Genomic DNA, 13,836 nt, shown 5'->3' with positions numbered 1-13,836 from the left:
AATAGGAAATGCAGAGTTTTAGAACAGAAATAGAAAATCCAGTTGTAGAAAAAGATATTATTGAATTAGCAGATAAAATTGCTGCATTCAATAACCTACAAATAGATGAAGAAAAATTTAGAAGTTTACGTTTAGCAAGAGGTGTATATGGTCAACGTCAAGAAGGCGTTCAAATGATTCGTATTAAATTACCTTACGGAAAAGTAATGAGTAACCAATTACGTAGAATTTCTGAAGTTTCTGATGAATATTCAAGAGGAAGATTACATATTACAACGCGTCAAGATATTCAAATTCATTATGTCGATTTAAATAGAACGCCAGAATTATGGGCAGAATTAGAACGTGATGATGTTACGTTACGTGAAGCTTGTGGTAACGTTGTTAGAAATGTAACAGCATCAGAAACTGCAGGAATAGATGTAGATGAACCTTTTGATGTTTCGCCTTATGCAGATGCTTTGTATAAATTCTTTTTACGTAACCCAATTTGTCAAGAAATGGGACGTAAATTCAAAGTTTCTTTTTCTTCTACTGATGAAGATACAGGATTGTCTTATTTACACGATTTAGGTTTTATCGCCAAAATAGAAAACGGTGTAAGAGGTTTTAAAGTGATGGTTGCAGGCGGTCTAGGTTCTCAACCAAGACATGCAGAAACTTTATATGAATTCTTGCCTTCAGATAAAATAATTCCAGTAATGGAAGGTGTTTTAAGAGTTTTTGATCGTTATGGTGAGCGTAAAAGTAGAGCCAAAGCACGTATGAAATTCTTATTAAAAGATATCGGTTTAGAGGCTTTTAGAGATTTAATTGCTCAAGAACAAAAAGCAATTGAATTTAAAACGGTTGCTATTGATGCAGATTCTTATGTTGCGTCTACACCAGTTTCTGTAGAAACCCCAAAAGTTGAAATAAAAGACCAAGCTGCATTCGATTTATGGAAATCTACCAACTTAATTCCGCAAAAACAAGCAGGTTTTGTAGCGATTGGAATTAAAGTTTTATTAGGAGATTTTTATACAGATAAAGCACGTTTATTAGCAGAATTAGTAGAAAATTATGCTGCAGGTGAACTTCGTTTAACTTTACGTCAGAACATTGTAATTCCTTTTGTAAAAGAAGATTTAGTACCTTATTTCTATCAAGAATTAGAGAAATTAGATTTTGTAGAATCTGGCTATAATAAAGCCGTAGATATTACAGCTTGTCCAGGTACAGATACGTGTAATTTAGGTATTGCAAGTAGTACAGGAATTGCTGTAGAATTAGAAAAAGTAATTGCTGCGGAATATCCTCAGTATTTAAAAAACAAAGATCTTATTATTAAAATTAGTGGTTGTATGAACGCTTGTGGGCAACACAATATGGCAAACATTGGTTTTCAAGGAATGACAGTTAGAACTCCGGATAAATTAGTTGCACCAGCATTACAAGTTTTATTAGGTGGAGGGAATTTAGGAAACGGAAACGGAGTTTTTGCTGATAAAGTTGTAAAAGTACCAAGTAAAAGAGGTCCAGAAGCGTTACGTAGAGTTTTAGATGATTTTGAAGCAAATGCAAACGGAAATGAATTTGTAAATTATTATAAGGAAAAAGGTGAAAAATATTTTTATAATTTATTAAACGATTTACAAGATGTTTCCAATTTAACTCAAGATGATTTTATTGATTGGGGAGAAGAAGAAAAGTATGTGAAGGAAATAGGAATTGGAGAATGTGCTGGTGTTGTAATCGATTTAATTGCAACCTTATTTTTTGAAAGTGAAGAAAAAATTGATAGCGCAAAAGTAGCCTATAATAACAAAGTATATTCTGGTTCAATTTACTACGCATATCAATCAATTGTTAACTCTGCAAAAGCATCTTTAATGGCAGAAGACCAAAAAACAAATACGCATGCAGGTATTATTGCTAATTTTGATACCTATTTTATTACTTCTAAAAAAATAGAGTTAGAAACATCTTTTTCAGATTTAATTTATCAAATAAAAAATGCTGCTCCCACTGAAGAATTTGCTAAAAAATATATTGCAGATGCAAATCTTTTTTTAGAAAAAGTAAGAACGTATAGAAACAATGAAACTTCAGTTTTAAAATAAAAAAATAAAGAAATGAGTTTCAAAAATCCAAAATTAACAGTAGTTGGAGCTGGTCCTGGAGATATAGATTTAATCACAGTAAAAGCAATTAAAGTCTTAAAAATTGCGGATGTAGTTTTATACGATGCTTTGGTAAACGAAGAATTGTTATCATATATAAATCCAGAAGCTGAACAAATTTTTGTTGGAAAGCGAAGAGGTTGTTACAAATATCAACAAGAACAGATTAATGAATTAATTGTTGCTCGTGCTAAAACGCACGGACATGTAGTTCGCTTAAAAGGAGGCGATCCCTTTATTTTTGGTCGTGGAGCAGAAGAAATGGAATATGCTGCTGATTTTGGAGTAGAAACCGCTATGGTTCCTGGAATTTCATCTTCATTAGCAGTTCCTGCATATCAAAATATTCCGGTTACAAAACGTGGAAGCGCAGAAAGTTTTTGGGTAATTACGGGTACAACAAAAGAGCATAAATTATCGAAAGATGTTGCATTGGCAGCAAAATCGAATGCGACGGTTGTTGTATTAATGGGAATGGGAAAATTGCCAGAAATTATACAATTGTTTCAACAAGAAAATAAAAATGATTTACCAGTTGCAATTATTCAAAACGGAACAAGAAGCAACGAAAAAAGTTGGAATCGGGACGGTTGATACAATTTTAGATATTGTAAAAGAACAAGAATTAAGCAATCCTGCAATTATAATTTTAGGTGAAGTTGTAAAACATAGAGCAATTTTAGCAAATGTTCAACAAGAACATGCAAACATTTAAAGAGATAGAATTATGGAACAGAATGAACTATATCCTATCTTTTTAAAAACGCAACAACTAGAAACGCTAATTGTTGGTGGAGGTTTTGTAGCATTAGAAAAGTTGTCTTTTTTATTAAAATCGAGTCCAAACTCTAAAGTAACCATGGTTTCTCCTTTTTTAGGGAAGAAACAAAAGAGTTAGCAAACAAATTCGGAATTAAAATGATTGTTGATAATTATAACAATTCCTATTTAAAAGACAAACACATTGTAGTTGCAACAACCGATAAAGTTGAAGTAAATATTCAGGTTTATAAAGATTGCAAAGAACAAAATATATTGGTAAATGTTGCTGATAATCCGCCATATTGCGATTTTTATATGGGAGGAATTGTAACCAAAGGAAACGTAAAAGTAGCTATTTCTACAAACGGAAAATCACCAACAACAGCCAAAAGATTACGTCAGTTTTTTGAGGAAGTAATTCCAGATAATATTGATGATTTAGTACAGAATTTAAATAAATATAGAAAAACCCTTAAAGGAGATTTTGAGGATAAAGTTGAAAAACTAAACGAATTCACAAAAAGTTTAGTTGAAAAATAAAAAAATGATTACAACAGATATACTAATTATTGGAGCAGGACCAACAGGATTATTTACAATTTTTGAAGCTGGTTTATTAAAATTAAAATGTCATTTAATTGATGCATTACCACAACCTGGCGGACAATGTTCAGAGATTTATCCTAAGAAACCTATTTATGATATTCCTGCATATCCAGAGATTTTAGCAGGAGATTTAACAGACAAATTGTTAGAACAAACAAAACAATTTGAACCAGGTTTTACACTAGGTGAAAGAGCAGAAACAATAGACAAGCAAGAAGACGGAACTTTTATTGTAACCACAAATAAAGGAACAAAACACCATGCTAAAATTGTTGCAATTGCAGGTGGTTTAGGTTCTTTTGAACCAAGAAAACCTAAAATTGAAAATCTAGAAAAGTTTGAAGATAATGGAGTAGAATACATTATTAAAGAACCAGAATTGTATAGAGACAAAAAAGTAGTAATTTCTGGAGGTGGAGATTCTGCTTTAGATTGGGCAATTTTCTTGTCAGATGTAGCATCAGAAGTAACTTTAATTCATAGAAGAAACGAATTTAGAGGCGCTTTAGATTCAGTAGAAAAAGCACAAGAATTAAAAAAATCTTGGAAAAATAAATATCATAACTCCAGCGGAAGTAAAAGGAATTTTAGGAACTGATAAAGTAACTGGAGTTGCCGTAGAAAAGAAAGGAGAAGATGCATTAATTATAGATACAGATCATTTTATTCCACTTTTCGGATTGTCTCCAAAGCTAGGTCCAATAGGTAATTGGGGATTAGAAATAGAGAAAAATGCCATAAAAGTTAATAACGCATTAGATTATCAAACCAACATTCCAGGAGTGTACGCAATTGGCGATGTAAACACGTATCCTGGAAAATTAAAACTGATTTTATGTGGTTTTCACGAAGCAACTTTAATGTGTCAAAGTGCGTACAAACGTATTTTTCCAGATAAAAAGTATGTTATGAAATATACAACAGTTGGTGGTGTAGAAGGTTTCGATGGAACAAAAAAAGAAGCGCCAAAAGCGGTAGTAAAAGCAATTCAATAGCATGTTTTTTAGAAGCTATTTCCAGCTTTCAGCACTCGCTTTTTTTGCCTAAAAAAAGGCAAAAAAGAGCTCAAACAAATGCTTCAATCTGGGCTAAACTTGTTTGAAACAAATTGTTTTTTTCATATTCTTTACCTATAAATATATAATTTACATTGTTAGGTTTACTTAACTTTGCAGACAATATCAATAAAAGAAAAGTAGATGCAAGACATCAATATTAAAATAACAGACAGAAATGGCGTAACACATGATGTAGTTGCACCAACAGATATGGCAATGAATCTAATGGAAGTTGTTCGTTCATACGAATTAGCAGAAGAAGGAACTATTGGAATTTGTGGAGGCGCAGCAATGTGTGCATCTTGTCAATGTTATATTGAATCTGATCACCAGTTGCCAGAAATGTCAGATGATGAAGATGCAATGTTAGCAGAAGCTTTTGATGTTGAAGATAATAGCCGATTAGGTTGTCAAATACAAATAACAACAGAAATTAATGGTTTAGAAGTGGTTTTAGCTCCAGAATCTTAAACTACTTAGACATGAAAGAAGTAGCACCCAAAATATCATTAAAGAATTACAGCATGTGTTTAAAAGATGCTGTAGAAATCTTTACAAAAGAGTTGATTAATTGTCTTTTTGATGAAAATTATCAACAAGAAAAAGGAGTAGCAACTAAAAATAAATTTTTCAAAATTTTAGAAAGATTATCAATTGAAAACAAAGATTGTTTTTGGTTAGATTTTGAGAGTTCATTTACAGAAATAAGAAGAAAATTAGATTTAGACGCAGTATTTGCCTTAAATAGCGATCCAGCGGCAAAAAGTTTAAGAGAAATTTATTTAGCATATCCTGGTTTTTATGCAATTGCCGTTTACAGGTTAAGTCATCAATTATTAAAACAAGAAATTCCTGTTTTACCAAGAATGATGAGTGAATTTGCACATGGATTAACAGGGACAGATATTCATCCTGGAGCACAAATTGGCGATTCATTTTTTATAGATCATGCAACAGGAATTGTAATTGGAGAAACCACAATTATAAAAAATAATGTAACCATTTTTCAAGGAGTTACTTTAGGTGGAATTCAAGTTAAGAAAAGTTTAGCATCCACAAAAAGACATCCAACAATAGAAAACAATGTAACAATTTATGCAAATGCAACTATTCTTGGTGGAGATGTTGTAATTGGTGAAAACTCCATTATTGGAGCTAATGTTTGTGTTACAGAATCAATTCCAAAAGACGTAATTGTTATTGAAAAATTGGAAAATAAAATTATTAAAAAAACAAGATGAAACTGACATGATTAAAAAAATCATTAAAAAAGTTTAAGGTTTTTTTAATTATCAAAGGTCACATGTGACCAATAATAAAGTATAAAAATAAGCACATGAAAACAAAAAGTATCATAGATTTTGTTGGAAATACACCTTTGGTGGAAGTTCAAAATATTTTACAAAAAGAAGGTGTAAAGTTATTGTTAAAGTTAGAAGGGAATAATCCTGGAGGTAGCGTTAAAGATAGAGCTGCTTACAATATGATTAATGAAGCTATCCAAAGAAAAAACATTAGAGTAGGAGATACTTTAGTAGAAGCAACTAGTGGAAATACGGGTATTGCTTTAGCTTTAATGGCAAAAGTTTTGGGTGTGAATATGGTTTTGGTTTTACCAGAAAATTCAACAGAAGAAAGAATAAAAACTATGCGTTCTTATGGTGCGGAAGTAGTTCTTACACCTAAAGAATTAGGTATGGAAGGTTCTAGAGATTATGCCTTAAAGTTAAAATATAAAAAAGGGTACTTTAGGTTGAATCAGTTTGATAATACAGACAATTCTAAAGCACATTATAAAACTACAGGTCCCGAAATTTGGAGAGATACTGAGGGAGAAGTTACTCACTTTGTATCTGCAATGGGAACAACGGGAACAATAATGGGGGTTTCAGATTATTTAAAAGAGCAAAATAATAATATAACTATTGTTGGGGCGCAGCCAAAAGAAGGGTCAAAAATACCTGGAATAAGAAAATGGACAGACGATTATGTTCCTGCAATTTTTAATGCTTCTAAAGTAGATAAAGTTATAGAGGTCAGCGAAAAAGAAGCAAAAGAAATGACACAAAGATTAGCAGCCGAAGAAGGGATTTTTGCTGGTATGAGCAGTGGAGGAGCTGTTGCAACTGCGCTAAAAGTTGCTAACCAAATAGAAAAAGGAGTAATAGTTGCAATTATTTGCGATAGAGGAGATAGATACTTGTCATCAACTTTATTTGAAAAATAATTTATTTGCTCGTATATAATTATGAAAATAAAAAAATAGTACGTTTATTTGTGCTTTAGTTCATACTCTTATTGATACGTTATCACGAAAGGCAGAGGGATTAGACCCGTTGAAGCCTTAGCAACCCTTTTCTTTAATTAGAAAAAGAAGGTGCTACATTCTACAAGCTTGTGCTGAATTAATTTCAGTATCTACTTGACAGATAACAGCGAAAAGAACACCTTTCCTGATGACATACTGATAAAAAATATCAAACATGTCGAACATACATACAGAAATAAAAAAAGAATCCTTGTGCTAGATGGCGCAATGGGAACTATGTTACAAGCCTATAAATTCACGGAAGAAGATTTTCGTGGAGAACGGTTTAAGGACTATCCTACACCTTTACAAGGTAATAATGACTTGCTATCCATAACTCAGCCAGAAGCTATAAAAACCATTCATGGTAAATATTTTGAGGCTGGTGCAGATATTATTGAAACCAATACTTTTTCTGGGACAACTATTGCAATGGCAGATTATCAAATGGAAGATTTAGTGTACGAACTAAATTACCAATCTGCTAAAATTGCCAAAGAAGTTGCTGAAGAATTTACCGCCAAAGAACCTCATAAACCTCGTTTTGTAGCGGGTTCAATTGGACCAACAAATAGAACAGCAAGCATGTCTCCAGATGTTAATGATCCAGGTTACAGAGCAGTAACTTTTAATGAATTACGCATTGCTTACAAACAACAAACAGAAGCTTTAATTGATGGAGGTGTAGATTTGTTATTAGTAGAAACTGTGTTTGATACCTTAAACGCAAAAGCAGCTCTATTTGCAATTGAAGAAGTAAAAGATGAAAGAGGTATTGATATTCCTATTATGTTAAGCGGAACAATAACGGATGCTTCAGGAAGAACTTTATCAGGTCAAACAGCAGAAGCTTTTTTAATTTCAGTATCTCACATTCCTTTATTAACGGTTGGTTTTAATTGTGCTTTGGGTGCAAATTTATTACAGCCACATTTAGAAGCAATTACAAATAAAACAGATTTCGGAATTTCTGCACATCCAAATGCTGGATTGCCAAATGCTTTTGGTGAATATGATGAAACTCCAGAAGAAATGGGAGCGCAAATTGAAGAATATTTAAAGAAAGATTTAATAAATATTATTGGTGGTTGTTGCGGTACAAGTCCTGCTCATATTAAAGTTATTGCAGATATTGCTAAAAAATACAAACCTAGAGAAGCTGTCATCTTGAGCGCAGTCGGAAGGTCTTTATAAAACGATAGAAAGAGGATGAAGATAAAACAATCGAAATACATGCGTTTATCAGGATTAGAACCTCTAATCTTGAATGAAAATAGTAATTTTATAAATGTTGGTGAACGTACTAATGTTGCAGGTTCTCGTAAGTTTCTACGATTAATCAAAGAAGAAAAATTTGATGAAGCTCTAGCAATAGCAAGACATCAAGTAGATGGAGGAGCACAAATTGTCGATATTAATATGGATGATGGTTTAATTGATGGAAAAGAATCAATGGTTCGTTTCTTAAATTTAATTGCTGCAGAACCAGATATTTGTAGAGTCCCAATGATGATTGATAGTTCTAAATGGGAAATAATTGAGGCTGGTTTACAAGTTGTTCAAGGAAAATGTGTTGTAAATTCAATTTCTTTAAAAGAAGGTGAAGAGAAATTTATTTGGGAAGCAACTCAAATTAAACGTTACGGAGCAGCAGTAATTGTAATGGCTTTTGATGAAGTTGGACAAGCAGATAATTACGAGCGTAGAATTGAAATTGCACAAAGATCTTATGATGTTTTAGTAAACAAAGTTGGTTTTCCATCTGAAGATATAATATTCGATTTAAATATATTTCCTGTTGCAACAGGAATGGATGAACATAGAAGGAATGCCATCGATTTTATAGAAGCAACAAAATGGGTTAAAGAAAACCTAGAAAATGTTTCTGTAAGTGGAGGTGTAAGTAATGTGTCGTTTTCTTTTAGAGGAAACAATGGAGTTCGTGAAGCAATGCACTCTGTATTTTTGTACTATGCTATTCAAGCTGGTATGAATATGGGAATTGTAAATCCCGCTTTATTGGAAGTTTATGATGATATTCCTAAAGATTTATTAGAACACGTTGAAGATGTAATTCTTGACAGAAGAGAAGATGCAACAGAACGTTTATTGGATTTTGCTGAAACTGTAAAAGGTTCTAAAAAAGAGAAAACGGTAGATTTATCTTGGAGAGAAAACGCTTTACAAGACAGAATTACACATGCTTTGGTAAAAGGAATTGATGCTTTTATTATTGAAGATGTAGAGGAAGCAAGACAAGTCGCAGATAAACCAATTGAAGTTATTGAAGGTAATTTAATGGCAGGAATGAATGTGGTTGGAGATTTATTTGGCGCAGGAAAAATGTTTTTGCCGCAAGTAGTAAAATCTGCTCGTGTAATGAAAAAAGCGGTTGGTTATCTAAATCCATTTATTGAAGCAGAAAAAGGAGAAGAACAAAAAGCATTAGGTAAAATTTTAATGGCAACTGTAAAAGGTGATGTACATGATATTGGTAAAAATATTGTGAGCGTTGTTTTAGGTTGTAATAACTACGAAATTGTAGATTTAGGAGTTATGGTTCCGCCAGAAAAAATCATTGAAGCTGCAAAAAGAGAAAATGTAGACGCTATTGGTTTAAGTGGATTAATTACGCCTTCTTTAGATGAAATGGTGTATTTAGCCAAAGAAATGGAACGTCAAAATTTTGAATTGCCATTATTAATTGGTGGAGCAACAACCTCTAAAGCACATACAGCTGTTAAGATTGATACGCAGTATAAAAATGCTGTGGTTCATGTAAATGATGCTTCTAGAGCAGTTACTGTTGTGGGTGATTTGTTGAATAAGAAAACAAATAATCAATACGTTGCAGATTTAAAGAAAAATTATGATGAGTTTAGAACTAAGTTTTTAAAACGAGGTAAAGAAAAATCATATATTTCTATTGAAGAAGCACGTAAACGTAAATATAAAATTGATTGGAATACTTCTGAAATTGTAAAACCTAAGGAGTTAGGAATTCAGATGTTAGAACAATTAAGTTTAAAAGAATTAGTGCCTTTTATAGATTGGAGTCCGTTTTTTAGAAGTTGGGATTTGCATGGAAAATTTCCAGCTATTTTAACGGATGAAGTTGTAGGTGAGCAAGCTTCTATAATGTATGAAGAAGCACAAGCAATGATTGAAGAAATTATTGCAAAACAATTGTTAAAACCAAAAGCAATTTTTGGTTTGTTTGAAGCAAACTCAATTAATGAAGATGATATTTCTGTTCAGAAAAAGGGAGAAGAAATAGCCGTTTTTAGAACGTTACGTCAGCAATTAAAGAAAAGAGAAGGAATTCCAAATCATGCTTTGGCTGACTTTATTGCTCCAAAAGAATCTGGTAAAACAGATTATATGGGCGCTTTTTGTGTTGGAATTTTTGGAGCTCAAGAATTAGCAGATAGTTACAGAGCAAAAGAAGACGATTATAACGGAATAATGGCACAAGCAATTGCTGACCGTTTTGCAGAAGCATTTGCAGAATATTTGCACAAACAAATTAGAACAAAACATTGGGGTTATGCTTCAGAAGAAACATTATCTAATGACGATTTAATTAAAGAAAGTTACAAAGGAATAAGACCTGCGCCAGGTTATCCTGCATGCCCAGATCACTTAGAAAAAGAAACAATTTGGGATTTGTTAGATGTTGAAAATAAGATTGGTGTAAAATTAACGGAAAGTTTAGCAATGTGGCCAGCAGCAGCAGTTTCTGGATATTATTTTGCCAATAAAGAATCTAAATATTTTGGTTTAGGTAAAATTACAGATGACCAAGTAAGTGATTATTCAACGAGAAAAGGAATTAAAAAAGAAAAGGCTAGAAAATGGTTGCACCCAAATATAGCAGACCAATAAAATGTTATTAGGAGAAAGAATGACGAAGTAATTTTTTGTTAAATAATAGATTGCTTCACTTTGTTCGCAATGACGCAGGCAAACAAGTTGCGTTAGCGATTGCAGTGGCATCCTTTTTATGTTCAACTTGTTTCAGTATCTATATAAAAAAATAAAATTAGTTCTAAATAAGAAAAGATACTGAAACAAGTTCAGCATAAATAAAAAGATATAACGAAAAGCGCGACCTGAAAGGTAACGCCCAAAAGAAATAATTAATTAACAATTAATTTTATTTAAACTAACAACTAATAAAAGAAGAAATAAGAGTTTTGTAGGAAAATAAATCAGATGAAAAAACATAGGTTAGAGTTCGTATTCTTTCTAAAGCTTTTAACATTAACCATTACTGCATTAACAATTGCCTATTTCTTCTAAAGAACTGAAATAAATTCAGCAAGATGAAGATTACAGAACACATAAAAAAATCAAACGGAAAAACATTGTTTTCATTTGAAATTATTCCACCTAAAAAAGGAAATAACATTCAAGATTTATATAAAAATATAGATCCGTTAATGGAGTTTAAGCCACCATTTATTGATGTAACAACTTCTAGGGAAGAGTATGTTTATTTAGATAAAGGAAATGGTTTGTTGGATAGAAAAATAACCAGAATGCGCCCTGGAACGGTTGGTATTTGTGCAGCAATTAAGCATAAATATGATGTAGATACGGTGCCACATGTTTTGTGTGGAGGTTTTACAAAAGAGGAAACTGAATATGTTTTAGTGGATTGTCATTATCTTGGTATAGAGAATGTTATGGCGTTGAGAGGTGATGCAATGAGTCATCAAAAATATTTTGAGCCTTCTAAAAATGGGAATCATTATGCGAAAGACTTGGTGGAGCAAATTCAGAACTTAAATTGTGGAAAATATTTACATGACGTAATTGAAGCAAATCATAAATCTGATTTTTGTATTGGAGTAGCAGGTTATCCTGAGAAACATTTAGAAGCACCTTCTTTACAAACAGATTTAAAACGTTTAAAAGAAAAAGTAGACGCTGGTGCAGATTATGTTGTTACACAGATGTTTTTTGATAATCAAAAATATTTTCAGTTTGTAGAAGCTGCTAAAAAAGCAGGAATTAATGTGCCAATTATTCCAGGAATTAAACCGTTAGCAGTAAAAAGACATTTGCAATTATTGCCACAGGTTTTAAAATAGATTTACCTGAAGATTTAATAAATGAAGTAGAACTTTGTAAAACTAATAAAGATGTTAGAGAAGTTGGTGTAGAATGGGCAATTCAACAATCTAAAGAATTATTAGAAGCAGGTGCTCCAGTTTTACATTATTATTCTATGGGAAAAAGCGATAATATACAAGCTATTGCATCTGAATTATTTTAAATAGTATTTTTCTATAACTAAGTTTCTTTTAAAAAGAAGATTAAGAATTTAAGAATTCGTTAAAAATGAACTCATTTTAGTCTATTTTTTAATGAATTCTTTATTTGTAAGCATAGGTAGTATTGATAGACTAATAAGAAAAAGTAATTTTTTTGAAATATAAAAAGGAAATAAATTGATTACTTTTGTGATAAGAAATAAAAATCAAATTTAAAAATATATAAAATGGCTTTAGAAATAACAGACGCAAATTTTGACGAATTAGTATTAAAATCAGATAAACCAGTATTAGTAGATTTTTGGGCAGCTTGGTGTGGACCTTGTAGAATGGTTGGGCCAATTGTTGATGAAATTCATGCTGAATATGACGGTAAAGCTATTGTTGGTAAAGTAGATGTAGATGCAAACCAAGAGTTTGCTGCAAAATACGGGGTTAGAAATATACCTACGGTTTTAATCTTTAAAAACGGAGAAGTTGTAGATAAGCAGGTAGGTGTTGCACCTAAAAACGTTTATACAGGTAAGATTGATGCTGCTATTTAAAACAGAATTAAAAAAGATAAATAAAAAGGTTTGGCTAACGTCAAACCTTTTTTTATTTTGGTAGAATGATAAATTTATCCGAAGTTAAATCATCAGAAATAAAAAACTTAGACATACTCGCAAAACAAGTGGTTGAGGGATTTATTACTGGAATGCATAAAAGCCCGTTTCATGGATTTTCTGTTGAGTTTTCTGAACATAAATTATACAATAAGGGGGAAAGTACCCGCCATATAGATTGGAAATTGTTTGCTAAAACAGAAAAGCTGTATACTAAAAAATATGAAGAGGAAACGAATTTAAGATGTCATATTATAATTGATAACTCAGCATCTATGCATTATCCTATTTTAAAACAACAAAACGTTAATAATTTAAATAAAATAGGTTTTTCTGCAATAGCTGCTGCTTCATTAATGGAGATTTTAAAAAAACAAAGAGATGCAGTTGGTTTAAGTATTTATTCTGACGCATATGATTATTATGCTCCAGAAAAAGGAAGTGAGCGTCATAGAAAGATGCTTTTACATCAATTAGAGCAACTTTTAATGTCAAAATCTAAAGCTACGACAGAAACTTATAAGTGTTTACATGAGATTGCCGAAAAAATGCATAGGCGTTCACTCATTTTTTTATTTACAGATATGTTTCAAACTTCTGAAGATAAAAGTAAGCTTTTTGATGCCCTTCGACATTTAAAACATAACAAGCATGAAGTTGTTTTGTTCCATACTTTTGATGGAAAAAAGGAATTTAGCTTTGAATTTGATAATTCTCCTAAAAAATTTGTAGATATTGAAACTGGAGAGGAAATAAATATTTATGCAGAAAATGTACTAGAACAGTATAAAAAAAGGTTGATTTATATTTTAACGAATTGAAAGGTAAATGTTTACAATATAAGATTGATTATGTACCTGTAGATATACATTTAGGTTTTAAACAGGTTCTCACAAATTATTTAATAAAAAGAAGAAATTTTTTATAAATTTCTTTGGTAGATTAAAAAACAGAGTTATATTTGCAACCGCTAAGAGCAACGGTCTGGTAGTTCAGTTGGTTAGAATACCTGCCTGTCACGCAGGGGGTCGCGGGTTCGAGTCCCGTCCAGACCGC

The 13,836-nt window shown here is 31.7% G+C and carries 7 protein-coding genes, 1 tRNA gene, 5 pseudogenes and 1 riboswitch; all 13 genes and pseudogenes read left to right on the top strand.

All coding sequences use genetic code 11. The features are described from left to right. The first annotated feature begins 8 nt into the window (after positions 1-8). The 13 genes and pseudogenes from N5A56_RS11440 (at position 9) to N5A56_RS11380 (ending at position 13,835) form a co-directional block, all read left to right on the top strand. Positions 9-2,102 carry a HEPN domain-containing protein gene (locus N5A56_RS11440; protein WP_265725566.1) on the top strand — a complete coding sequence of 698 codons (2,094 nt, stop codon included), beginning with the start codon at positions 9-11 and terminating at the stop codon, positions 2,100-2,102. Positions 2,103-2,114: 12 nt separating this feature from the next. Further along, positions 2,115-2,877 (top strand): annotated as a pseudogene (cobA, locus tag N5A56_RS11435) (uroporphyrinogen-III C-methyltransferase). Between the two features lie 12 nt (positions 2,878-2,889). Further along, positions 2,890-3,464: pseudogene (locus tag N5A56_RS11430) on the top strand (precorrin-2 dehydrogenase/sirohydrochlorin ferrochelatase family protein). A 4-nt stretch (positions 3,465-3,468) separates the two neighbouring features. Beyond that, a pseudogene (locus tag N5A56_RS11425) lies at positions 3,469-4,525 on the top strand (NAD(P)/FAD-dependent oxidoreductase). 204 nt (positions 4,526-4,729) lie between these two features. Further along, complete coding sequence (locus N5A56_RS11420) at positions 4,730-5,059, top strand: 2Fe-2S iron-sulfur cluster-binding protein (RefSeq protein WP_265725564.1); 330 nt, start codon at positions 4,730-4,732, stop codon at positions 5,057-5,059. A gap of 11 nt (positions 5,060-5,070) precedes the next feature. Further along, positions 5,071-5,829: a serine O-acetyltransferase EpsC gene (gene epsC / locus N5A56_RS11415; protein ID WP_265725563.1), complete on the top strand. Its 759-nt coding sequence runs from the start codon at positions 5,071-5,073 to the stop codon at positions 5,827-5,829. Positions 5,830-5,924: 95 nt separating this feature from the next. After that, on the top strand, positions 5,925-6,815 hold the full coding sequence (cysM, locus tag N5A56_RS11410) for a cysteine synthase CysM (protein WP_265725562.1): 891 nt from the start codon (positions 5,925-5,927) through the stop codon (positions 6,813-6,815). Between the two features lie 76 nt (positions 6,816-6,891). Continuing rightward, positions 6,892-7,024, top strand: a riboswitch (SAM riboswitch). 100 nt (positions 7,025-7,124) lie between these two features. Then, the gene (locus N5A56_RS11405) at positions 7,125-8,090 is read left to right on the top strand and encodes a homocysteine S-methyltransferase family protein (protein WP_420793207.1); all 966 of its coding nucleotides are present in this window, start codon (positions 7,125-7,127) and stop codon (positions 8,088-8,090) included. Positions 8,091-8,105: 15 nt separating this feature from the next. Further along, the gene (gene metH, locus N5A56_RS11400) at positions 8,106-10,781 is read left to right on the top strand and encodes a methionine synthase (RefSeq protein ID WP_274270419.1); all 2,676 of its coding nucleotides are present in this window, start codon (positions 8,106-8,108) and stop codon (positions 10,779-10,781) included. 440 nt (positions 10,782-11,221) lie between these two features. Next, positions 11,222-12,177 (top strand): annotated as a pseudogene (gene metF, locus N5A56_RS11395) (methylenetetrahydrofolate reductase [NAD(P)H]). A gap of 225 nt (positions 12,178-12,402) precedes the next feature. Continuing rightward, complete coding sequence (gene trxA / locus N5A56_RS11390) at positions 12,403-12,720, top strand: thioredoxin (protein ID WP_265725561.1); 318 nt, start codon at positions 12,403-12,405, stop codon at positions 12,718-12,720. Between the two features lie 65 nt (positions 12,721-12,785). Beyond that, positions 12,786-13,708, top strand: a pseudogene (locus N5A56_RS11385) (DUF58 domain-containing protein). A gap of 53 nt (positions 13,709-13,761) precedes the next feature. Continuing rightward, positions 13,762-13,835, top strand: a tRNA-Asp gene (locus N5A56_RS11380). The last annotated feature ends 1 nt before the right edge of the window (position 13,836 follow it).

The sequence above is a fragment of the Polaribacter ponticola genome (genome assembly GCF_026191475.2).
Taxonomy (GTDB): domain Bacteria; phylum Bacteroidota; class Bacteroidia; order Flavobacteriales; family Flavobacteriaceae; genus Polaribacter; species Polaribacter ponticola.
The sequence above is the reverse complement of the archived record's forward strand: the minus strand, read 5'-3'. Positions and strand labels throughout refer to the sequence as shown.